Origin of the sequence: Tenacibaculum aquaeponti, assembly GCF_052084715.1 — a bacterium.
GTDB lineage: Bacteria > Bacteroidota > Bacteroidia > Flavobacteriales > Flavobacteriaceae > Polaribacter.
The window spans coordinates 1,294,467-1,319,836 of the sequence record NZ_CP197288.1; the positions used below are offsets into that span (position 1 = coordinate 1,294,467).

Annotated in this window: 17 protein-coding genes; 11 read left to right on the forward strand and 6 right to left on the reverse strand. The window is 28.0% G+C overall.

Going from position 1 to position 25,370, the window contains the following annotated elements; all coding sequences use genetic code 11:
- Window positions 1-73: 73 nt before the first annotated feature.
- A complete protein-coding gene (locus ACSIGC_RS05630; protein ID WP_442267172.1) occupies window positions 74-1,078 on the reverse strand; it encodes a potassium channel family protein in 1,005 nt (334 codons plus the stop codon).
- Window positions 1,075-1,296: a PspC domain-containing protein gene (locus tag ACSIGC_RS05635; protein ID WP_442267173.1), complete on the reverse strand. Its 222-nt coding sequence runs from the start codon at window positions 1,294-1,296 to the stop codon at window positions 1,075-1,077. Before ACSIGC_RS05635 ends, ACSIGC_RS05630 begins: the two co-directional genes overlap by 4 nt.
- Window positions 1,297-1,402: 106 nt before the next feature.
- Here ACSIGC_RS05635 and uvrA point away from each other — a divergent pair, with 106 nt between their 5' ends.
- Both uvrA and ACSIGC_RS05645 read left to right on the forward strand, forming a co-directional pair.
- Window positions 1,403-4,222: an excinuclease ABC subunit UvrA gene (gene uvrA / locus ACSIGC_RS05640; protein WP_442267174.1), complete on the forward strand. Its 2,820-nt coding sequence runs from the start codon at window positions 1,403-1,405 to the stop codon at window positions 4,220-4,222.
- 285 nt (window positions 4,223-4,507) lie between these two features.
- The gene (locus ACSIGC_RS05645; protein ID WP_442267175.1) at window positions 4,508-4,690 is read left to right on the forward strand and encodes a hypothetical protein; all 183 of its coding nucleotides are present in this window, start codon (window positions 4,508-4,510) and stop codon (window positions 4,688-4,690) included.
- A gap of 223 nt (window positions 4,691-4,913) precedes the next feature.
- Here ACSIGC_RS05645 and ACSIGC_RS05650 read toward each other — a convergent pair whose 3' ends face one another.
- Both ACSIGC_RS05650 and ACSIGC_RS05655 read right to left on the reverse strand, forming a co-directional pair.
- Window positions 4,914-5,699 (reverse strand): tetratricopeptide repeat protein, encoded by a 786-nt coding sequence (locus tag ACSIGC_RS05650; RefSeq protein WP_442267176.1) that lies wholly within the window; start codon window positions 5,697-5,699, stop codon window positions 4,914-4,916.
- Window positions 5,696-6,256 (reverse strand): RNA polymerase sigma factor, encoded by a 561-nt coding sequence (locus ACSIGC_RS05655; protein ID WP_442267177.1) that lies wholly within the window; start codon window positions 6,254-6,256, stop codon window positions 5,696-5,698. The genes ACSIGC_RS05650 and ACSIGC_RS05655 overlap by 4 nt, the downstream gene beginning before the upstream one ends.
- A gap of 154 nt (window positions 6,257-6,410) precedes the next feature.
- On the opposite strand from ACSIGC_RS05655, the gene ACSIGC_RS05660 reads away from it, so the two are divergent.
- The 8 genes from ACSIGC_RS05660 (at window position 6,411) to ACSIGC_RS05695 (ending at window position 22,318) form a co-directional block, all read left to right on the forward strand.
- A complete protein-coding gene (locus ACSIGC_RS05660; RefSeq protein WP_442267178.1) occupies window positions 6,411-6,794 on the forward strand; it encodes a hypothetical protein in 384 nt (127 codons plus the stop codon).
- A 43-nt stretch (window positions 6,795-6,837) separates the two neighbouring features.
- A complete protein-coding gene (locus ACSIGC_RS05665) occupies window positions 6,838-9,531 on the forward strand; it encodes a CHAT domain-containing protein (RefSeq protein WP_442267179.1) in 2,694 nt (897 codons plus the stop codon).
- 75 nt (window positions 9,532-9,606) lie between these two features.
- The gene (locus tag ACSIGC_RS05670) at window positions 9,607-10,200 is read left to right on the forward strand and encodes a hypothetical protein (protein WP_442267180.1); all 594 of its coding nucleotides are present in this window, start codon (window positions 9,607-9,609) and stop codon (window positions 10,198-10,200) included.
- Window positions 10,184-12,886: a CHAT domain-containing protein gene (locus ACSIGC_RS05675; protein ID WP_442267181.1), complete on the forward strand. Its 2,703-nt coding sequence runs from the start codon at window positions 10,184-10,186 to the stop codon at window positions 12,884-12,886. The genes ACSIGC_RS05670 and ACSIGC_RS05675 overlap by 17 nt, the downstream gene beginning before the upstream one ends.
- Window positions 12,887-13,547: 661 nt before the next feature.
- Window positions 13,548-14,255, forward strand: a complete 708-nt coding sequence (locus tag ACSIGC_RS05680) for a TIGR00730 family Rossman fold protein (protein WP_442267182.1) — start codon at window positions 13,548-13,550, stop codon at window positions 14,253-14,255.
- Window positions 14,256-14,355: 100 nt separating this feature from the next.
- Window positions 14,356-17,172 (forward strand): aminopeptidase, encoded by a 2,817-nt coding sequence (locus ACSIGC_RS05685; protein WP_442267183.1) that lies wholly within the window; start codon window positions 14,356-14,358, stop codon window positions 17,170-17,172.
- Between the two features lie 124 nt (window positions 17,173-17,296).
- A complete protein-coding gene (locus ACSIGC_RS05690; RefSeq protein WP_442267184.1) occupies window positions 17,297-19,750 on the forward strand; it encodes an alpha-ketoacid dehydrogenase subunit alpha/beta in 2,454 nt (817 codons plus the stop codon).
- A 132-nt stretch (window positions 19,751-19,882) separates the two neighbouring features.
- On the forward strand, window positions 19,883-22,318 hold the full coding sequence (locus ACSIGC_RS05695; protein WP_442267185.1) for a zinc-dependent metalloprotease: 2,436 nt from the start codon (window positions 19,883-19,885) through the stop codon (window positions 22,316-22,318).
- A gap of 60 nt (window positions 22,319-22,378) precedes the next feature.
- On the opposite strand, the gene ACSIGC_RS05700 is transcribed toward ACSIGC_RS05695, so the two are convergent.
- Together ACSIGC_RS05700 and ACSIGC_RS05705 are read right to left on the reverse strand one after the other, a co-directional pair.
- On the reverse strand, window positions 22,379-23,134 hold the full coding sequence (locus ACSIGC_RS05700) for an SH3 domain-containing protein (protein ID WP_442267186.1): 756 nt from the start codon (window positions 23,132-23,134) through the stop codon (window positions 22,379-22,381).
- A gap of 95 nt (window positions 23,135-23,229) precedes the next feature.
- Window positions 23,230-24,504, reverse strand: coding sequence for a DUF2851 family protein (locus tag ACSIGC_RS05705; RefSeq protein ID WP_442267187.1), 1,275 nt, complete (start codon window positions 24,502-24,504; stop codon window positions 23,230-23,232).
- Between the two features lie 38 nt (window positions 24,505-24,542).
- Here ACSIGC_RS05705 and ACSIGC_RS05710 point away from each other — a divergent pair, with 38 nt between their 5' ends.
- Complete coding sequence (locus ACSIGC_RS05710; protein ID WP_442267188.1) at window positions 24,543-25,370, forward strand: redoxin domain-containing protein; 828 nt, start codon at window positions 24,543-24,545, stop codon at window positions 25,368-25,370.

Genomic DNA, 25,370 nt, shown 5'->3' on the forward strand with positions numbered 1-25,370 from the left:
TCTTTTAACAAGTTTTTCTCGTTAAAACTATTTTTATTGTTTCAAGTAAAAAGAAATAATGATTTTTTATTGATTAAAACAACTCCCTTAATTTATTGATTTGTTCAGGTCTTCCTAATACTATTAAATTTCCGTCTGTTTCTAATTTTAAAGAAGCGTCTGGATTAATTATGTATTCATTATTTAAAGTTTTATAGCCTATTACAGTACAACCTGTTTTTTTTCTAAGATCTAAATCTAAAATTGTTTTATTTAAATATTCTTTAGGCAAATCGTTAATTGCTATTTCTTCTAAATTAGCAGTTGTGTCTCCTTCAATAGTTAATCTATCTACAAACTCAATAACATCAGGAGTTACAACTAATGAAGCCATATGTGCACCACCTAACTTATCTGGCATTATAACATTATGAGCTCCAGCAATTTTTAATTTACTGTACGTTGTTTCTTTAGATGCTCTACTTATAATTTTACATTCTTTATTAAGCTGACTAGCTGTTAAAACCACAAACAAATTGTCTGCATCAGAAGGTAATGCTGTGATTAAATATTTTGCTTTTTTAATTCCAGCTTTAAGTAAAGTTTCATCTGAAGTCGCATCTCCTTCTACATTTAAAACACGATTTTCATCTAAATGCTTAATAAGCTCTTTATCTTTTTCTATTATTACAACTTTTCTGTTATAGCTTTTTAATTTGACTAAAGCCTGTTTCCCATTTCTTCCAAAACCACATACAATAGTATGTCCTTCTAATTGTTCAATCTGTTTTTGCACTCTTTTTATTTTAAGTCGTTGAAAAAAGTCTCCACTTATTAAATATTCAGAAAAAGAAGACACTGCATATCCAAAAGTAAATAAGCTTGATAAAATTAAAAATGTAGTAAATAATTTCTCTTCTGTAGAAAAAGGATGAACCTCTCCAAAGCCAACAGTTGTTATTGTTATTACTGTCATATAAAATGCATCAACAAAAGAATAATCAAATAAAAACAAATAACTTAAAACTCCAATAGCGAAAATTAATCCTGTAAAGAAGAAAGCTTTATAAAGACGAGATTTTAAAACAAATCGTATCATAAATCGAATACTGAAGTTCTTTTAGTATAAATTTTATCTTTCAATTTTAGAATAAAAGCTAACACCAAATACAAACCAAAAGATAAACCAACTGTTACAAATGAAAAGTAAATAAAAAACAAACGAACATTTACTACTCGCATTCCTAGCCTATCTCCTAACCTAGAAGACACATCAAAACCATATCGTTCAAAAAAATGTCGTATTGAATCAACCATTACATTTATTATTTAACGCAAGATACATCGAATTTTATTTGTTATCAATATCAATTTAAAAATCAGTTTGTATTCAGTAAATTTGCTTTTTGTCAAATATATTACTTTGAAAGAACAAGAATTCATTGAAGTTTACGGAGCCAGAGCTCATAACTTAAAGAATATAGATATTAAAATTCCTCGTGAAAAACTAGTTGTAATTACTGGTTTGAGCGGTAGCGGAAAATCTTCACTAGCTTTTGATACTATATATGCTGAAGGACAGCGTAGATATATTGAAACTTTTTCTGCTTATGCACGACAATTTTTAGGTGGATTAGAACGACCTGATGTTGATAAAATTGACGGATTATCTCCTGTAATTTCAATAGAACAAAAAACAACAAATAAAAGTCCGCGTTCTACTGTAGGAACAATTACAGAAATCTATGATTTTCTCCGACTTTTGTTTTCGAGAGCTTCTGATGCTTACTCTTATAACACAGGAGAGAAAATGGTTAGTTATTCTGATGATCAAATTAAGGAATTAATTCTAAACGATTTTGAGAATAAACGAATTGCTATTCTTGCTCCTTTAATTAAATCTAGAAAAGGACATTATCGTGAATTATTTGAACAAATATCTAAACAAGGTTTTGTTCGAGTTCGTGTTGATGGAGAAATCAAAGAAATAGAAAAGGGCATGAAACTCGATCGTTATAAAACTCACGATATAGAAGTAGTTATAGATCGACTTGTTGTAAACAATGAAGCTGATAAAAGATTAGAAGAAACCATTAAAACTGCCCTTTACACAGGAAATAATATTTTAATGGTTATTGATGTTGATGATGTAAAACCTCGATACTTCAGTAGAGAACTCATGTGTCCTACTACTGGAATTGCATATCCAAATCCAGAACCAAATACTTTTTCATTTAACTCTCCGAAAGGAGCTTGCGAAAAATGTAATGGTCTTGGAATTAACAATGAAGTTAATCTTAAAAAAGTAATACCTGACGATTCTATTTCCATTAAAAATGGAGGAATTGTTCCACTAGGTGAACAAAAAAATAGCTGGATTTTCAAACAACTTCAGAATATAGCAGAGCGCTACAAGTTTAAACTGACAGATCCTATCAATAAAATTCCTGAAGAAGCAGTATATGTTATTTTAAATGGAGGGAAAGAGAGTTTTAAAATTCAATCTAAAACAGCTGGAGTTACACGTAGTTACGATATCGACTTTGAAGGAATCATTTCATTCATTACCAATCAATATAAAAACTCCGACAGTTCATCTATCAAAAGATGGGCGAAAGGATTTATGGATGAAGTAAAATGTACAAGTTGTGAAGGCAAACGATTAAAAAAAGAAGCTTTAAACTTTAAAATCACAGACAAAAACATTAGTAATTTAGCACAAATGGATGTTAGCGAGTTAGCTAATTGGTTCACCAATATTGAAGATAAATTAAGTGCTAAGCAATTAAAAATCGCTTCAGAGATTTTAAAAGAAATTCGTACTCGAATTCAGTTTTTATTAGATGTTGGTTTAGATTATTTAACCTTAGATCGAACTTCAAAATCTTTATCTGGTGGCGAAGCGCAACGTATTCGTTTAGCAACTCAAATCGGGTCTCAATTAGTCGGTGTACTTTATATTTTAGATGAACCAAGTATTGGTTTACATCAACGTGACAATCAGAAATTAATTGATTCTTTAATAAAACTTAGAGATGTTGGTAATTCAGTTTTAGTTGTAGAACATGATGAAGACATGATAAAACATGCCGATTATGTTTTAGATATTGGTCCTGGCGCAGGAAGACATGGAGGTGAAATTGTAAGTAAAGGATCATTTGAAGATTTAACTAAACAACAAACTTTAACTGCAGATTATATAGCAAAACGAAAAAGTATTGAAGTTCCTAAAGAACGAAGAAAAGGAAATGGAAATAAAATAAAATTAACTGGTGCTTCTGGAAACAACTTAAAAGATGTATCAGTAGAATTTCCTCTGGGAAAAATGATTTGTGTTACTGGTGTTTCTGGAAGTGGAAAATCTACTTTAATTAACGAAACTCTATACCCTATTTTAAATGCTCATATTTATAGAGGTGTAAAAAAACCAATGCCTTATAAAAGTATTAAAGGATTAGAGCATGTGGATAAAGTAATTGATATTGATCAATCTCCAATTGGTAGAACGCCACGTTCAAATCCTGCCACCTATACAGGAGTATTTAGTGAAATCCGTAGTTTATTTGCTAAAACACCTGAAGCTTCTATTCGAGGTTATAAACCAGGGCGTTTCAGTTTTAATGTAAAAGGTGGACGATGTGAAACTTGTCAAGGTGGTGGTTTACGAGTAATTGAAATGAATTTTTTACCCGACGTTCATGTAGAATGTGAAACTTGTCAAGGAAAACGTTTCAACAGAGAAACTTTAGAAATTCGTTATAAAGGAAAATCAATTTCCGATGTATTAGAAATGACCATTAACGAAGCTGTTGCATTTTTTGAACACATTCCTAAAATTTATAGAAAATTAAAAACCATTCAAGATGTTGGTTTAGGTTATATAACACTTGGGCAACAATCTACTACTTTATCTGGAGGAGAAGCTCAACGTATTAAACTAGCATCTGAACTTTCTAAACGAGATACTGGAAATACCTTTTATATTTTAGATGAACCTACAACTGGTTTACACTTTGAAGATATTCGTGTTTTAATGGAAGTTTTAAATAAACTTGTAGAAAAAGGAAATACTGTTTTAATTATTGAACACAACCTAGATGTTATAAAATTGGCTGATCATATTATAGATGTTGGTATGGAAGGCGGAAAAGGAGGCGGACAAATTCTTGTCACCGGAACTCCAGAAAAAGTAGCAAAACATAAAGAAAGTTACACCGCTAAATTTTTAAAGAAAGAACTTTAATATTATTACCATTTAATAAAAAGTTTTAACCCCATTAGTGATAAATAATAACACTTTTGGGGTTTATCATTATCCTGACAATAAATAGTACTTTAATTTTTTTTTATTATATTCACAGTGAATATTTTCATTTACAAATTGCTTGAATCTAATAGCTATGAATTTAGTTTCAAATTACATCTTAAAGATTGCTGAATTAAAATAAAAATATTTATCGCGAAAATAGACATGAACCTTGAGTGTCTTAAAATATTCGAGGATTTAATTATTTTTAATTTTAATATTATGAAAAAATCAATTTTAAATCTAGGTAAAGCTTTAAACAAAGTAGAACAAAAAACTATTAACGGTGGTTTCGGACCAATTAGATATTGTAAAAATATAGGTGGGTACTGTGATCCAATGCATATTTGTGAATCAAGAGGTGCTGGGCTTCCTGGTGTTTGTGTTAGTATAGAATTAGAATAACATATATATTCTTATTATTATCAGAGCCAAAATGAATTCGTTTTGGCTCTTTTTTATTTTTCTTCATCAGAAAATACTATTTCATAATTTTTCAAGTTATCAATAAGAGAAAAATTAGATTGCAATTAATCTACTAATTTAACAGTACACTAAAATGCAATTTAATACTACTTTCAAAGGAGAAACTATACATAAAAAAGGAGAGTTTAAAACTCTCCTTTTTTTACATTTTATCTAAAATATCTTCGGCTTCTTTTGCTTTATATAATTTCTCTTTCGTTATTTTCTTGAATACTTTCTTAGCTTCTTTTTTATTATTCGATTTTAAATACAACAAACCTAAATACCATTGTCCTTTTTCCGCATCTATTAAATCACTATTAATTAATGTTTTTAAAGTATTTTTGGCTTCATCGAACTTTTTCAATTCAATTTCAGAAAGTGCTTTATAAATAAAAACAGCGCTCTTTTTATTTTCTTCTAATTCAATAGAAAAAATTGCTAGAGCATCTTCATATCGTTTCGCTTTAAACAATATCTCTGCATCAATTAATTTTGCATTCTCAGTTTCGCTTCTAGTAACAAATGATGGTAATTTTTCTAGTTGAATATGATTAGCATATAAAGTTTCTGCATCTACGGTTTCTTTAAGAAAAATATTTGATGCTAAAATGAAAATAATTGCAGCAGCAAAACCAGAAACTAATGCTATAACTTTACTTCTATTATTTGTCGTTTTCGTTTTAGCAACTCCTTTAATTGCTTCTCTAATCGCTTTTACTTCTGCACTATTGTATAATTCTTCATACTCTTTAACTTCAGCATCATCAACATTATCAATAAAACTCCAACTTTCTTCATTTAAAGATTCGAACAATTGTTTTTCTAGAAGATAATGCTCTTTAAAATTGAGATCATCTTCTAAACGTTTTAAGAAACTCAACTTTTCTTCTTCTGAAAGCTCATTTCTTAAAAAACGTTCTATTAATATATCGTCTTCTAAATTCATAATTCTTGTAACGTGAGATATCTTTTATCTCCTTTAATTAGGTCGGTTAATTTCTTTTTGCATTTAAATACTCGCTGTCTTACTACTGTTTCAGAATTGTATTCTGTACTTTCAACAATCTCAGCATAGGGTACTTTAGCAAAGAAAAGTGATAGTATTTTCTTACAATTATCTGAAATCAGATTTAGTTTTTCTAAAAACAACTCGTGTCGTTTTTGTTCCACTAAAGCGTTTGCATTATCTTTAGCTTCACTTACTAGTTCAATTACCTCCTGATTTGTTACCCTATTTTTTTTACTATTTAATTCTCTTCGCCATAAATTTTTACAAACAGTAAACAAATAAGCATCGAAACTACTATTAATTTCTATGCCTTCTTTTTTATGACGAACTGCAATTTGCAATAACGCTTTTTGGAAAACATCTTCAGCATCTTCTACTCCTCCTCTATTTTGAAGTATAAATCGTTTTACTTGGGTAAAATTAGTACTATAAATTTTTGAGATAATTCTTGAATCTCCTTCAACAAGCGCATTTAAATATAAACTACTATCCATTTTTACAATCTGATACGCAAAAATAAAATTTTATACTTTTGCGCGGGTAACATTTTAAAGTTTTATAAACAAGGGGACAACGAATATATACAAAAACAAAATATTATGAAATAATCACAATAAGTTAATTGAACAATTTTAGCTTTATTAGTGTTTGCTTGTTTTTAGTTTTACGAGTAGTATTGATAACAACAATACAGACAGCTACAAGAGCATAAAAAATATTAAAAGTACTGTAACTTATGAATTTTGTGTTGAAATAAATTATTATACACCTGAAAAAGCTACAGAATCAATTCAACATTATTTAAAATCTAATAACTTAATATTAATTAAAACTCTTTATCGATATTATAATAAAGCTGGTATTAAAGTTAGGAAGAGAATACATGGTACTGAAAACGCTACGACTTTAGATGAAGACCTAGATATACCAAACACTGAAGTAGCTATTAGTTTTTCTTATTATGTAAAAAATATAGAATGCTCTAACGATGATGGAAACTTCGATTATGTACCTAGTATTTTCGGAATTTAAAAAACTTATTTTAAAAAAATCATATAAGATCAAAATCTCAATTTTGATCTTATTTTTAATATTCACTAATTTTAAGATTTTTTCTCAATTCAATTCTGCTAAGGATATTTTTGAATACAACAAACACTATAGTCTTAATGTTAAAAAAACAGATAGTATTTTATCAAATAATTATAAATCTGAAGAAATAAAAGCTTTAAAAACCTCTCTCTTTAGTCGTTTTTTTTATCGTATTAAAGATTTAAAATCTGCAATAAACTATTCAGAAAAAAGTGTAAAATTATTTGAAAAAAACAACATAAAAAGTAAGGAATATCATAACTCATTATATCTTTTAGGCCTATTCAAACTATATAATAATGAAGTAGATAACGCAATAATACATTTTAAAAAAGCTTCTAATCTAAATTTATACATCAAAAAAAAGGGACAAGCTCTTTGTCAGTTAGGGACATGTTATCAGTATCTTGGTGATCTAAAAAAATCAATTGATTATTTTGAAAAGGGAATAAAAATATTAAAAAAGGAAGGCAAAAAATCAAGTATTGTAGCCCAGTGTATAAACATGTCCGCTTCAAGTAACTTCATTGATGAAAAATCAAAAATTAAAATTGGAATAAGATATCTTATTTATGCAGATAGTTTAATAAAAGCTAATCCTAAAAAGATAAAAAGAAGTCTAATAAATAATATTTATACAAATTTAGCTAACTTATATGCTAAACCACAAATATCTAATTATAATAAAGCTAAATTTTATTATTCTTTAGCTATTAAAAAGGCTATACTAAATAGAAATAATTTCTTTATTTATTTAAACTACATGAATTATGGAGAGTTTTTATTAAAAAACAATAAAGATAGTTCTAAATATTATTTAATTAAAAGTATAAATAAAAACCCTTCACTTTCAGCTTACGACACAATTGTTAAAGCTGAAAGTCACAGAAACTTATCTGAATTTTATTTAATAGAGGAAAACTATAATGAGAGTTTAAAAAACATTAATAACTCTTTAAGTTTAAGCTTTAATACTCATAATGCTATTCCTGAAAAGATCAAACTTATTAAAACCAATAGAAGATCTAATATTTTAAAGGCTTTATATACAAAAATTAAGATTTTAAATCGATTGTATTTAGAAAACAAAGATTCAAGATACTTAACACAAATTATTGAAACGGTTAATATTAGTGATCAGCTTATAGAAATCATCTTAGAAGACAGTACAGAAGCTAGCACTCAATTTTCTTGGCGTAATGATGTATCAAAAATTTATAATTATGGTATATATGCGGCAAAATTATTAGGTGATGATAATTTACAGTTTCAATACTTAGAGAAAAATAAAGCCTTTTTACTTACCCAAAGTATAAATGACAATAACTATTCTTTAAACTTACCTAATCATATTGTTAATGAAGAATTACACTATAAAAAGCAAATTTTACAGTTAGAAAATCAAGTTTCAAACACTGAAACAAAACAACTAAAAGATTCTTTGTTTGATCTAAAATTCGCTTATCAAAACTTTAAAGATTCTATACAAAAAGTTTATCCACAACATTTTGAAAGTAAGGCTAAAGTAAAACTAACTTCTTTACAAAATGTTCGACAACAAATAAATGATAAAACTGTAATTGTTTCTTATGCTATTCAAAATAACGAAACCACAGCTATTAATATTTCTTCTGGTTTACTCATCGCAAAAGATAAAACTATTCCTTTTTCTATTCCAAATATCAAGAAATTAAAAGAGGATTTACATCTTTACCGTCAACTTATTTCTAAACCTTTAAATAGCAAAAAAGAAGTTCAACAATACAATACGATTGGAAATTCTTTGTACAATAGTTTATTCCCAAGTGAAGAAATCAAGAATTTAATTCAAAATAAGAAAGTTGTTATTATCCCAGATGATAATCTTCAGAATATTCCTTTTGAAGCTTTTGTTACTGATACGACTTCAAATAGATTTTTAATAGAAGATACTGATGTTAGCTACGCTTATTCTATGTCATTCTTAAATGTAAACAATAATATCTCTAGAGTTTCTGAAAAAGATTTTGCTGGCTTTGCTCCTATTGAATTCCAGAATAAAAACCTTGCTACATTACAATATTCCGCAGAAGAAATTAATTCGATTAATGATAATTTAAACGGAACAATCTTTACAGGTGCAGATGTTACTAAAGATAGTTTTTTCACCAATGCTTCTAATGCTAAAATTATTCATTTAGCAACTCATGCAGATGTTTCCAAAAAACCTGTAATTCATTTTAGCAAAGATTCTTTGAATCTACATGAATTATACACTTATAAAAACAATGCGGATTTAGTTGTTTTAAGTGCTTGTGAAACCAATGTTGGAGAGCTAAAAAAAGGAGAAGGTATTTTAAACTTAGCTCGTAGTTTCTTTTATTCTGGTTCTAAATCGGTGGTTTCCTCTTTATGGAAAGTTAATGATGCGGCCACTACAGAGTTAATGACAAACTTTTACAGTAACTTAAAAGATCATCAATCCAAATCAGAAGCGTTAAACAATGCCAAAAGAAAGTATTTAAAAACTCATTCACTTTCAGAAAAATCTCCTTATTACTGGGCATCTTTTATTTTAATTGGAGACACTGCTCCTACTTTTGAAAATAATAACTTCATATATTGGGTTTTCCTAGGATTTGTAAGTTTATTTCTTCTTGTTTTTATTTCTAAAAAACTAATAAATAGAGGGAAATAAAATTTTTATACTTTTGCGCGGGTAACAATTTTATGTTTTTTAAACAAAGGGGAAATATATAAAAACAAAAACACTATGAAATTATTTAATTATTTAAAGTTAGCCGTAATATTTTCTATCTTAATATTAGCTTTTAGCTGTAATGATAATGAAAATTTAGACGAAATTATTGAACCAGAACTTGAGTTAGTGGGTAGAGAAAATAGTTTTACAACTGATGGGATTATTTCAGAAGATCAAAGTGACAAGAATACACTACTAATTTATAACTGTGTAAAATTCTGTTTTAAAAAAGGTTTATCTAATCTTCAAAAATATAAAGCAGTTGACAATTTTTACGATTCAAAACCTGAAATTAAGTCAAAGATCCAAGGTGCTCTCATAAAAATTTCTAGAAATTGCTCCGATTGTGAAATATGGTCTTATGGTAGACCAGCTGGACCAAACGATGATGATGATAATGATGATAAAAACAATGATGATGATGAATTAATTTTAGATCTAGTTGGAAAACAAAATATTATTTTACCACGATCTTTCAATGATTCTTTTATCGTATCTTATTCTTTATCATATGATTGCCAATTTACTGAAAATTATGACCAAGAGTGTAATGATAATGATAATGATAATGATAATGATAAAAACATTGATGTCATCGTCAAATAATAAAAAGCATTTAATTTTATTTATATTTTTTATTGTTCTTCTACCTTTTTGTGTAGAAGGACAAGTTTCTACTAAAAATGATAGTACTTTTTTTAATGAAAAAAAAGCTGATAGTATTCTTTTTACATTAAGAAAAGATAGCACCCAATTAATAAAGACTTCTTCTATTATTTTTAAATATTTTTATAAGAAAAATAACATTTCTTTAGCTATAAAATACGCTACTGTTCAGTACAAACTAATAAATAAAAGACATAAATCTTATCATTTATTATTAATGCAATTGGGGTATTTTCATATTAAAAACAATAATTTAGAAAATGCCATAAAACTCTTCAGTGAGGCTTCTCTTTTAAATTATGACAAAAAAAGAAAGGGACAAGCTTTTTGTTATCTAGGCAGGTGTTTTTATCTGCAAGGAGACTATAGCAAATCAATCAATTATTATGAAAAAGGGATTAATATTTTACTTAAATGTAGTACCCCCACTAATATTGTTAAACATTGCTTTAATGCTTCTCAAAATTCTAACTTCACCTTAAATATTAACCATATTAAAAAATCTATTATCTTTTTAAAAATTGCTGACAGCATTATTGAAAAAAACAATAAAATAAAAGATAAAAAAACAAGGGTAAACTTATATTTTGGAAATGTGTACTCTAAAAAAATAATGGACAGTTTTTTAAAAGCTAACTTTTATTATAATGAAGCTTTAAAAGAAGCAAAACTCTACAATGACATAAGCTTTATTTCTACTATAATTAGAAATCAAGGTCAACATTATATTACCCATAAAAAAGATAGTGCTATCTACTTTCTGGAAAAAAGTCTAGAATATTGTAAGAAATTAAGTTATGATGATTCAAGGTTAACTAAAGCAAACGCATATTTAAATTTAAGTGAATTTTATTACAACAAAAAAAAATACATAAAAGCTTTAGAAAACTCGTACTTAGCTTTTGATTTTTTTTACACTTCAAACAATAAACAGTTTAAGAAAATATATCCAGATGTTTTACATCAAAAAAACAACAGAAAAAATAGTTCTTTAATCACTTATAAATTCAATTTAAAAACATTAATAGCTCTAATAGAACAATCAAATCAAAAAGAAAAATATATTAATGATGCTATTATCTCTATCAAAAACTTTGATAATTTAATTTCTGTTATACTTGATAATGATACGAATACAGAATCTCAGTTTCAATGGAGAAAAGATGCTTCTGAAATTTATAATTACGCAGCTTATATTTATTATTTAAAACAAGATTATCAATCTGCTTTTAGCTATTTAGAAAAAAACAAGGCTTTTTTATTAGCTCAAAATATAGATCATAACAATGTAAACAAAGAGCTTCCTAAAGTAATTTTAGATAAAGACAAAAGCTTTAAAAAAGATATATTAAACTTAGAATATAAACTTGTTGATAAAGAAATTCAATCCACAAAAGATTCTCTATTTGATCTTAGGTTTTCTTACCAACAATTTAAAGATTCAATCCGAACTGTTTTTCCTAAGTATTTTCAATTAAAAAGTAAAACGGACTTAATTTCTCTTCAAGAGGTTCAAAAAAATTTAGACGATAATACTGTTATTATTTCTTATTCTATTCAAAATAATATTGAAGAAAATTCTGTAGATACTTCTATTGGTTTATGTATCAGCAAAAACAATAGTATTCCTTTTTCTTTAAAAAGTAGTGCTATCAAAAACAAACTACAAACATTCTCTAAACTTATTTCAAAACCTTTAAATAGCAAAAAAGAGATTCAACAATACAATACGATTGCAAATTCTTTGTACAATAGTTTATTCCCAAGTGAAGAAATCAAAAATTTAATTCAAAATAAAAAAGTTGTTATTATTCCAGATGATAATCTTCAGAATATTCCTTTTGAAGCTTTTATTACTGATACAACTTCAAATAAATTTTTAATAGAAGATACTGATATTAGCTACGCTTATTCTATGTCATTCTTAAATGTGAATAATAACATCTCTAGAGTTTCTGAAAAAGATTTTGCTGGGTTTGCTCCTATTGAATTCCAGAATAAAAATCTAACTACGTTACAATATTCAGCAGAAGAAATCAATTCGATTAATAATAATTTAAACGGAACAATCTTTACAGGTGCAGACGTTACAAAAGATAGTTTTTTTACCAATGCTTCTAATGCTAAAATTATTCATTTAGCAACTCATGCAGATGTTTCCCAAAAACCTGTAATTCATTTTAGCAAAGATTCTTTGAATCTACATGAATTATACACTTATAAAAACAATGCGGATTTAGTTGTTTTAAGTGCTTGTGAAACCAATGTTGGAGAGCTAAAAAAAGGAGAAGGTATTTTAAACTTAGCTCGTGGTTTCTTTTATTCTGGTTCTAAATCGGTGGTTTCCTCTTTATGGAAAGTTAATGATGCTGCCACTACAGAGTTAATGACAAACTTTTACAGTAACTTAAAAGATCATCAATCCAAATCAGAAGCGTTAAACAATGCCAAAAGAAAGTATTTAAAAACTCATTCACTTTCAGAAAAATCTCCTTATTACTGGGCATCTTTTATTTTAATTGGAGACACTGCTCCTACTTTTGAAGTGAATTATACAATACACTATATCATAGCTTTTTCCATATTACTTATACTTTTTTTTATTTTTTTTAAAAAAAGAGGGTAACAATTTCAAACAAGATGAACATAAGGGTGTAATAACAAATTTCAAGAGTTATTTCTCATAACATATACATTTTGTTTGGTTTAATCATAATTGCTAGAAAAAGAACATAAATTGTTATGAATGTTATTCGCGGAAATTACGATGGAAAAAAGTTATGAAAAGGAAAACGTAAAAAAGTTAGTATTGAAAAAGAAGTCTTTTTTACAAAACACAAGGGGAAACAAATGTTTCCTCTTTGTTTGTTTTTAAAGAAATTCCCATTCCTCGAAATCAAAAACTACTTACTCATTAATACCTCATTAAACTCAAAAAAATATTATTCTATTTTTTTCTTCTTTTTGTAAAAAAAATGGGTAACAATTTTCCTTAAACAGAACGTATAGGTGTAAATAACAAATTTCAAGAGTTATTTCTCATAATAATGTTTGTTTGGTTTAATCATTATTGCTAGAAAAAGAAAACAAAATTGCTGTGAAACGTCTTACGGGGAAATTGCGAAGGGAAAAGTTATGAAAAGGGAAATGTAAAAAAGTTAGTAATGAAAAAGAAATCTTTTTTACAAAAACAAAAGGAGAAACAAATGTTTCTCCTTTGTTTGTTTAAAAGCATTTTTTATCTAAAAAAAAGCACTAAATTAGCAAGTCCTTTAAAAATTGATAAAATGACAAACGACGATAGAAAAATCCGTGAGAAACTTCAACAAAAAACATGGAATGAGATAAAAACAAACGATTCTTGGGCTATTTTTAAAATTATGGCTGAGTTTGTAGATGGATATGAAAGATTAAGTAAAATTGGACCATGCGTTTCTATTTTTGGATCTGCAAGAACAAAACCAGATCATAAATACTATAAGTTAGCTGAAGAAGTTGCTTACCAACTTACACAAAGTGGATTTGGAGTAATTACTGGTGGTGGACCAGGTATTATGGAAGCAGGTAATAAAGGAGCAAATAGAGGAAAAGGAACTTCTGTAGGTTTAAATATTGAATTACCTTTTGAACAACATGATAATCCTTGGATTGACCCAGGTAAAAGTTTAGACTTTGATTATTTCTTTGTTCGTAAAGTAATGTTTGTAAAATATTCTCAAGGTTTTGTTGTAATGCCTGGAGGTTTTGGAACAATGGATGAACTTTTTGAAGCAATCACATTAATTCAAACACATAAAATTGGTCGTTTTCCAATTGTTTTAGTTGGTAAAAAATTCTGGAGTGGTTTATTAGATTGGATTGAAAATACACTTTTAGAAGAAGGAAATATTAGTCCAGATGATTTAAAACTATTTAGAGTTGTAGATACAGCTGAAGAAGCTGTTGAACATTTTAATAAATTCTACGCTAAATACCAATTAAAACCTAATTTCTAATCTTTTTTGGGTAAAAAAAGTAGAACTGAATTTTAATTAAAAAATAAACTTTATCTTCAACTCGTTGTTTAAAACAACGAGTTTTTTTATTTAAATGTAAGTGATAAAAAAAATACTACATATTACCTCTATCTTATTCTGTTTCTATACTATAGCACAAGAAAACTCTTCTCATATTACTGCTAGTTTAGATACTTTAAAACATACACTTATCATTCAACAAAAATTAACTTACATAAACACCTCAAACCAACCTTTAGAAGAAATTTATTTACATAATTGGGGGAATAGTTTCAAAGATAATAGCACTCCGCTAGGAAAAAGATTAATTAAAGATTATAAGAAAGATTATTATTTTTCAGAAGAAAGCGAACGTGGTTATTCTAAAGTACATAGTATTACTTCTAACAATTTAGAATTAGATTTTCAAGAAGTTCGCGAAACAAATGATATTATTCAAATTCAATTAAATAATGCACTTGCAATTAAAGATAGTATTACTTTAACAGCTAAATACACGTTAAAAATCCCAAAAGCTCGTTATACAGGTTATGGTAGAACTAATGATGGTTATCATTTGCGATTTTGGTATTTAGTTCCTGCTATTTATGAAAATGGATGGCAGTTAATGAGTAATTTAAATATGGACGATCTTTATGAAGATGTTACTGATTACACTTTAGAAATTGATATTCCTAAAACATTAAATCTAGAAAGTAATTTATATCAATATAAAACGGAAAAGGAAAATTTTAATCATTACTACCTTGTTGGTAAGAAAAAGAAAGACATTATACTAAGTATTAGTAACCGTAAAAAATTTAGAGTTTTTAAAACTAAAAACACTCAAATAAAAACAGATATTTTCGATAAACGCATTGAATTAATACAAGCAAATGAAATTGTAAATAAGCAAATAGCTTTTATAGAAGATTTTATTGGTTCTCATCCACATACAGAGATTTTAGTAGATGGAAATACAGTAAACAAAAACTCTTTAAAAGATATTTATGGTATTCCTAATTGGTTACGCCCTTATCCAGAAAACTTTAAATGGGAAATCCGATTTTTTAAAGCTCTAACTAGTAAATACATTGACGATGTTCTTTTATTGAATAATCGAAAAGATTATTGGCTTTGCGATGGTATTGAAACATTTTTAATGATGGAATACATCAATAAATATTATCCAGACGTAACTGTTTTCGGACGATTTTCTAAGATTTGGGGGTTTAAAAATTATAATCTTGCTAAACTAAAGCAAAATGATAAACAAGCATTCTTTTATCAATTTAGCGCAAGACGTTTCTTTGATCAATCTTTAACAACACCTGCAGATTCTCTATCTAATTTTAATAGAAAAATCGTAAGTCCATACAAAGCTGGATTAGGCTTTAAATATTTACAAGATTTTTTAGGTGATGATGTTCTAAAAAAATCATTCCAAGAATTTTATAAAAATCAATCATTACGAATAACAAATTCAGAAAGTTTTAAAGAGATTTTACAACGAAATACTGACAGAAATTTAGATTGGTTTTTTGGTGATTATGTAAAAACCACTAAAAAAATTGACTATAAAATTAAAAAAGTAAAACAAATAAAATTTGAAGATTCCTTAGAAGTTACCATAAAAAACAAACGTAATATCACTGCTCCTGTTTCATTGTACGGAATTAAAGATGATTCTATAAAATTTAAAACTTGGGTTACAAATGTTGACAGTATAAAAACGATTAAAATTAAAGCAGGTGATTTTGATAAGTTAGCTTTAAATTATGAACAAATTTACCCAGAATACAACTTCTTAAACAATTACAAGAAAACGAATAATGCTATAATTAGCAAACCTATCCAATTTCGATTTTTAAAAGACATTGAAGATCCAAACTTCAATCAAGTTTTCTTTAATCCGAATGTGAAATTTAATTTATATGATGGAATGATCTTAGGAGTTAACTTTAATAACAGAGCTATTATTCGACATAATTTCGATTTTAGTATTACTCCGAATTACGCTTTTAGAAGTGAAAATTTAACGGGTTCTTTTTCTTTAGGATATGATCACTTTTTCGAAAAATCTAAAATCTATAAAATTCGTTACGGAATTAGTGGTAGCAACTTTCATTACGCTCCAGAATTAAGTTATAATACAATCTCTCCATTTGTAAACATTCAATTCAGAAGAAATACACTTAGAGATGTTGGAACCAAATTTTTATTATCAAGAATTGTTTATGTCGATCGAGAAATTAACCCAACAGATACAGAAATTGAAAGCGACAAATATCAAATTGTAAACTTTAGATATATATACAGCAAACCAGATGTTGTAAAAAGATTTCAATATGCCATTAATGGAGAATTTGCCGACAATTTCACTAAGTTCTCAACAGACATTCGCTATTTAAGATTCTTTTCTGAAAAACAGAGTTTTAATTTAAGATTTTTTGGAGGTTTCTTTTTATATAACCATTCTCAAGGAGATTTCTTTAGTTTCGGTTTAAACAGAAGTTCAGATTATTTATTTGAACAAAATTTATTTGGAAGATCTGAACGCTCGGGATTATTTAGTCAACAGTTTGTAGTTTCTGATGGAGGTTTTAAATCTTTCTACAAAGAACATTCTTTTGCAAATCAATTAATGCTTTCTGGGAATACAAGCGTTAGTGTATGGAGATGGGCAGAAATTTATAACGATTTTGCCATGTTAAAGAGTAAAAATACGAAAGCTCGATTTTTCTATGAAAACGGAATTCGTTTAAATTTTGTTCCAAACATCTTCGAATTTTACTTCCCTATTTATACAAACGAAGGATTTCAAATTAATCAACCAGAATATCCAAGTAAGATACGTTTTGTGATTACAACAAGTTTAGATCGTGTTTATAACTTTTTACGACGCGGGTTATTGTAGATAACTCAACAAAACACCACTTTTTTTGCTTTTTTTACGATTTATTCAAACTCTAAGGCAGATTTTTAAATTTCATTTAAAAAACCTATCTTTGCAGCAATAGCCAAAACAAAACTTTTTATTTATGACTGTAAAAGTAGCTGTACCAAACTCACAACAGATATCATTCGAAGATTTTAAAAAAGAAGTATTAAATGATTATCGAATCGCCAAAATGAGTCGAGAATGCAGTTTACTCGGTCGACGAGAAGTATTAACCGGAAAAGCTAAATTCGGAATTTTTGGTGATGGTAAGGAGGTACCTCAATTAGCTTTAGCTAAAGCTTTTAAAAATGGAGATTTTAGATCGGGGTATTATCGTGATCAAACTTTCATGATGGCCATTGGTGAGTTAACTGCTCAACAATTCTTTGCTGGTTTATACGCACACACAGATATTGTACAAGAACCAATGTCTGCTGGTCGTCAAATGGGTGGACACTTTGCAACACATTCTATAGATGAAAATGGAAAGTGGAAAAACTTAACACAACAAAAAAACTCATCTTCTGATATTTCTCCTACAGCAGGACAAATGCCTAGATTATTAGGTTTAGCTCAAGCCTCAAAAATATATAGAAATGTAAAAGGACTTGAAGGATTTACTAATTTTTCAAATGAAGGAAATGAAGTTGCTTGGGGAACAATAGGTAATGCAAGTACTAGTGAAGGTTTATTTTTTGAAGCAATTAATGCTGCTGGAGTTTTACAAGTACCTATGGTAATGAGTGTTTGGGATGATGAATATGGTATTTCTGTTCACGCAAGGCATCAAACAACAAAAGAGAGTATTTCTGAAATATTAAAAGGTTTCCAAAGAGAAAATGAAAGCAACGGTTATGAAATTTTCGTTGTTAATGGTTGGGATTATGTGAAATTAGTTGATGTATATAATAAAGCTGGAGAAATTGCAAGGGAAAAACATATTCCTGTTTTAATTCATGTTAAAGAATTAACACAACCACAAGGACATTCTACTTCTGGTTCTCACGAAAGATATAAATCTAAAGAGCGTTTACAATGGGAACAAGAATTCGATTGTATTGCTAAAATGAGAGCTTGGATTATAGATTTTGAACTTACAGATGAATCTGGTAATACCTTACGTTTCATTGAAAGTGAAGAAGAACTTACTACTATAGATAAAGAAATTAAAAGAGAAGTAAGCGCTGCTAAACGTAATGCATGGAATGCTTTTTTAAATGAAATAAAGGCTGAATTAAATAGTGCTACTAAAATTTTAGATCGTGTAGCTTCAAAAAGTAAAAATGGTTCTTTTATCACTAAATACAAGAATGATTTAGAAGCTTTAGTTGAGCCAATTAGAAAAGATATTTTAGTTGCTTGTAGAAAAACACTACAATTAATTGTTGACGAAAAGTTCCCAGAAAAAATAGAGTTACAAAACTTTATAAAAGAAAGAATTGTTGATGCAGCAAATAAATATTCTACGCATTTATATAGCGAAACTGAAAAATCTACATTTAGAGTTCAAGAAGTTAAACCAACTTACGATACTGAGAAAAAAATGGTAGACGCACGTATTGTTATGCGTGATAATTTCGAAGCTATTTTTAACAAATATCCAGAAACTTTAATTTTCGGTGAAGACTCTGGTTACATCGGAGATGTAAATCAAGGTTTAGAAGGTTTACAAGAAAAATTCGGAGAATTAAGAGTATCAGATACTGGAATTAGAGAAGCAACTATTTTAGGGCAAGGAATTGGAATGGCAATGCGTGGATTACGTCCGATTGCTGAAATTCAATACTTAGATTATTTATTATATGCTTTACAAATAATGAGTGACGATTTAGCAACACTTCGTTACAGAACTTATGGAAAGCAAAAAGCTCCTTTAATTATTAGAACTCGTGGTCATCGTTTAGAAGGTATTTGGCATGCAGGTTCTCCAATGGGAGGAATTATTAATAATGTTCGTGGAATTCATGTTTTAGTTCCAAGAAACATGACAAAAGCTGCTGGTTTTTACAATACTGCTTTAGAAGGAGATGATCCTACTTTAATTATAGAGTGTTTAAATGGATATCGTTTAAAAGAACAGTTACCAAATAACTTAGGTGAGTTTAAAACTCCAATTGGTGTTGTGGAAACAATTAAAGAAGGAACAGATATGACTGTTATTTCTTATGGTTCTACTTTAAGATTGGTGGAAGAAGCTGCTAAAGATTTAGCTCAAGTTGGAATTAGCATTGAAATTATTGATGCACAAAGTTTACTTCCTTTTGATATTAACCACGATACTGTAAAATCTTTAGCGAAAACAAATCGTTTATTAGTTGTAGATGAAGATGTTCCTGGTGGTGCTTCTGCTTATTTATTACAAGAAATTGTAGAAAACCAAAATGGATATGTACACTTAGATAGTAAACCTCAAACGCTAACTGCAAAAGCACATAGACCTGCTTATGGTACTGATGGAGATTATTTCTCTAAACCTTCAGTAGAAGATATATTCGAAAAGGTTTATGAAATTATGCATGAAGCAAACCCAACAAAATTTAAAAGTTTATACTAGTAAATTTTATATATAAGATTTAAAAACCGATGAAATTTCATCGGTTTTTTTGTTTTCCTATTTTAACTTAACAGTAACTAACTATTTCATATGTTTTTAATAATTTAGTTGGTTTATTAACCAATACTAAATATGCGACGACTACTATTACTTTTACTTGTAATCTGTATAAATATACCTTATCAATCAGAAGCACAAAAAAGAAAATCTAAAAAAGACGACAAAAAAGAAGTTACTAAAAAATCTCCAAAAAAGAAAAAACCTAAATACTCAGATTTTGTAACTAAAAAAACAAAAACAGACGATGGGTTATTCAAAGTTCATGAAACTAACGGAAAATATTATTATGAAATTCCTAAATCATTATTAGGAAAAGAAATGTTATTAGTTAGCAGAATTAAAGCTCTACCTTCTGGCTTTGGAGGAGGTTATATGAATGCTGGTTCTAAAACTAATGAACAAGTAGTTGTTTGGGAACATTATAAAAAGAAAGTTTTATTAAAAATAAAATCTTACCAAGCAATTGCTCACGACTCATTACCAATATACAAATCTGTAAAATCAAATAACTTAGAACCAATAATTCATGCTTTCGATATTAAAGTTCAGAATAATGATTCTACTGCAGTTCTTATTGATGTTTCTAAATTTTTCACTTCAGATATTAAAGCAATAAGCGGTATTGGAGCCAGAGCACGAAAACAATATAAAGTTAGAAGATTAGATCCTAAACGTAGTTTTATTAATTCTATTAAAAGTTACCCAAAAAACATAGAAGTTGTTCAAGATTTTACTTACGATGCAGCTACTCCTCCATCACAAAGAGCCGCTGGAAGTATTAGCATTAGAATGAATCAATCAATGATTATACTTCCTGAAAAACCTATGATGCCTAGAGTTTTTGACAAGCGCGTAGGTTATTTTCCTATTGGAACTGTAGACTATAGTTCTGAAGCTTTAAAAGCGGACTACAAAATGTATATTAGAAGATGGAGATTAGAACCTAAAGATAAGGCTGCGTATAACAGAGGAGAATTAGTAGAGCCAATTAAACCTATTGTATATTATTTAGATCCTGCTACTCCAAAAAAATTAAGAAAATACATTAAACAAGGAGTTGAAGATTGGCAAAAAGCTTTTGAAACAGCTGGTTTTAAAAATGCAATTATTGCAAAGTATCCACCAACTAAAGAAGAAGATCCTGAGTTTAGTATGGAAGACATCCGTTATTCATCTATCCGATATGTAGCAAGCACAACCAGAAATGCTATGGGACCAAGTGTTTCTGATCCACGTTCAGGTGAGATTATTGAAAGTGATATTGTATGGTATCATAACCACTTACGTTCATACAGAAATAGATATTTATTAGAAACCGGAGCTGCTAATCCTTCTGCTAGAACTTTAAATACTCCAGACGAAGAAATTGGAGAAATGATGCGAATGGTAATTGCTCATGAAATTGGTCATGCATTAGGATTACCTCATAATATGGCTGCTAGTTATGCTTACCCTGTAGATTCATTACGTTCAGGAAAATTCACTCAAAAGTATGGTATTGCTGCTACAATAATGGATTACGCTCGTTACAATTATGTAGCACAACCTGGTGATAAAAATATTCGTTTTATTCGTCAAATTGGCCCTTACGATCATTATTCTATTAATTGGGGATATCGTTATTTACCTTTTGCTGGTAAACCTGAAGATGAAATAAAAACTTTAGATAAATGGATTACTGATAAAGCTAAAGATCCTATTTACAAATTCGGAATTCAGCGTTTTAATGGTTTTGATCCGGCTTCTCAAACTGAAGGCATTGGAAATGATCAAGTAAAAGCTAGTACTTATGGAATTAAAAACTTAAAAATAGTTGCTAAAAACTTACAAAAATGGACTTCTGATCAAACTAATAATTATGATGATTTAAATGAATTATATCGAGAATTACTTGGTGTTTGGAGCAGATATTCTGGTCATGTTGTTGGTAATGTAGGTGGTGTTTTTGAAGATAATAAAAAACCTGAACAAACAGGAAATGTATACACTGTACTTTCAAAAGCAAAACAGAAAGAGTCTTTAAACTGGCTACTTAAAAATGTATTTACTACTCAAAATTGGTTATTAGACAAAAATATTCTAGCTAAAATTAACCATACAGAATATACCAATAGAATGCTATCACTACAAAACAGACAGCTTTCAGGTTTATTAAATACAAGTAGATTAGAACGAATGATTAACTCTGAAGTTATAAGTTCTGATTTCTACAGTGTTTCAGAATTTATAAGAGATTTAAGAAAAGGATTGTTTTCTGAAACTAATGCTTTAAGAAATGTAGATGTTTACCGAAGAAATTTACAGAAGAGTTTTATAGGTAGAATGGAAAAGTTATTAAAGAACGATAAAATTACTAACACTGACATTCCGTCTATTGTAAGAGGAGAATTAACATCTTTAAAAAGTCAGTTAAACATAGCTAGTAAAAGAGCTACAAATAGAATTACAAAATATCATTATAAAGACTGTTTAGAAAGAATTAATTCAATTCTAAATCCAAAAAACTAACAATAAAAAATCCCGATGAAATTCATCGGGATTTTTTATTGTTAGTTCAATTTAAGAATACTATTCCTCTACTTTTACATCTTGTACATCTACTGGTACATTTTTAGATTCGTAATCTTTAATTTTTTCATTAATTAAATTAATAAAAATCGATTCAGAAAAATCACTGTTCTCTACAATTTCTTGTAAAGCTTTAATTCTTTCTGTCATTGTTGGTTTCGTCATTGCAATACTAGCATATTTTGCAGTTGCAATATCCACAGATTTATCTGAAATATTGTTTGATTTTACCCAAACTTCTTCAATATATTTCCCAGTTGTTCTTTTTCCTTTTACTTGAATCCAATCGTCTTGATTTCCAATAACTGCAATAATATCCATTGGACTAAATTCATTCTCAGTCTTAGTTAATAAATCTGGTCTTTTGTATACACTTGCATTTTTAACCATTACTCCTACTTTACCATTAACTGCTAAAAACGGTGCTCTAGACCAACCTTCTTTACCATCAATTAATTTTACTTTAAAGTAATCTTTCTTAGATACAGAATCAATGTATTTTTCTCCTGTAAAATACACTTTTTCACCTAAACTCATAGAAGTAATCCACTTACCTTTTCCAGAAGGAGTTTCTCTAACAGATAACTTATCTAATAAACAAATTGCATCTCCAGATCCATCATCTACAGAAGAGGTCTTTTCTGTTTCAGAATTGTTATTTGTTTCTACAGAAGTACTTTTTGAAGTTCCGTTTTCAGTTTTACACCCAATCACTAATAAAGAAATTGAAATTACAGCAATAAATATTTTTTTCATTTTATTTAATTTTAACTACAAATATATAATTATAACTAACATTATCTTTTTTAAGTTATTGTAAACACAATTAAAACCATTTTTACTAGCGTTTTTTATTTTTTTGATAAGATTGAATTTCCAATTCTACAAGACAAACATTTTTTCTCATTACAATAATTTGTTTTTAGTTGGAGTAAAGCTTGACTCTCTAAAGCATTTTTTGAGCTAATTTTTAACGATTCAAACTTTTGAATAATAGTATTTTTCTCTGGCTGAATATTTTCTAGTAATTTAAAAAAGGGAGCTTCATCAAATTCGTCTCTGTGTTTTAAATACACAAACTTTAATGGTAAAATAGTATTGATTAAAAGTAAATCTATAAATGATTTTGTTAATCGTTTTTTATTCTTCTTTGATGTTTTCATAAACGTATAATGCTCTTCCCAAAATTCATTTACACCAGTGGAAATTAATTCATAAAAACCATGTATATTTTCTAAATGAATTAGTTTAGAAAATAAACTTCTGTAACTTGAATACAAAGTAGCTATTTGCGCTAATCGTATAGTTGGAAAATTATTAGGTCGCATTCTAAAAAATTGAAATTCATTTTTATCTAATGAACTCAGCTGGTATTTATGCTTTAAATATTCATATTCTTTTTTAAGTTTATTTTGATATTCACTTTCCTCTATTTCATTTAAAAATCCTGCTTGACCAAATAACAAAGCTGACAATTGAAATTCATTAGCTCCAATTTTTCGAACCAAAGAAAAATCGAATGAAGTTGCTAATTTTAGAAAAGAATCTCCATTAACTTTAAGCCCGAAATTTTTGACTAACAATTGAAACAATACGGCTTCAAAGTCATAATTTGTATTTTCTAGTAAAGTGAAAATAAACTTAGATTTACTTTCTAATCGCTCTAAATACAGCCGTTCTGTAAAGTTTTGATATATAAAACTATTAATCGTGTGAATTTCTTTTTCACAAGAAATCCAATTTGTTTGTTGTTGAAATATTGATGCATATTTTTCTACAATAGAATTATCGATAAATTCTTTTAACTCTAAAGTTGGAATTTGTTTGTTTCCTTTCATGTAAATATCTACATCATGTTCGTAAACAACATGTAAAATTACGGCATCGTAATTTTTATCTTCCTCGTGTTTATGCTGATACCAATCTGATGATTTCACATGAATTTCCACATGACCATACCATAAAATTTCATCAATAATTGCTTTGGCATTGAAAAAATCTGGACCAGAATTTTTATTAGATAATCCAGAATGTAATATTTGAAGTGTTTCTCCTGATGTCAGTTTTAAGTTGAGTGTGTTAAATAACTTGTACTGCCATACATAATGAAGGAAATTTTCTTTCATAGTTTGTAATTTCTTTTTCTTTTTTCGACAATAAATTTATGAAAAATCTACTTAAGTCAATTTTTATAAGTGTATTACCCGTTTTTGCTTTAATCATTTTTGTAAAAACACTTATACAATTCGATAGTAATCTTACTAATGTTGGACTTTTACTTAACACATTACCAATTATAATTTTCTTTAGCTCTTTATTTATAAAACCTGTAGCAAGAACAAGTACAACATTAACTTCTTTTACTGTTCCTGTAATAATTGGAACAGCTGTAACTTTTTTTACATTAAATTTAAATGCAATCGTAATTAGTATAGCATTAGCTTTAGGATGGTTTTTATATTTGACTTGGTATTCTAAATTTGAAAAGAGAGAGCAAAAGATTATCCAAGTTGGAAAAAAATTACCTCCACTAACTTTCGAAAATATTCAGAAACAAAAAGTGAATCTTTCAGAATTTGATAGTAATTATAAAGTTTTGCTTTTTTTCAGAGGAAATTGGTGTCCACTTTGTATGGCACAAATCAAGGAAATAGCAAATCAATATCAAGAACTTTCCAAGAGAAATACTGATGTATTTTTAATTAGTTCACAACCTCATGAATTTACTGAAAATTTAGCTAAAAAACATAATGTTCCTTTTCATTATTTAACTGATAAAAACAACGAAAATGCAAGAAATTTAAATATTCTTCATGAAAATGGATTGCCTATGGGATTTCAAGTTTTTGGATATGAATCTGATGTTGTAATGCCTACTGTAATTATTACCAATAAAGAAAATGAAGTTATTTTTGCAGACCTTACAGATAACTATAGAGTTAGACCAGAACCAGCTACTTTCCTGAAAATCATTGATAAAAATTCACTATAA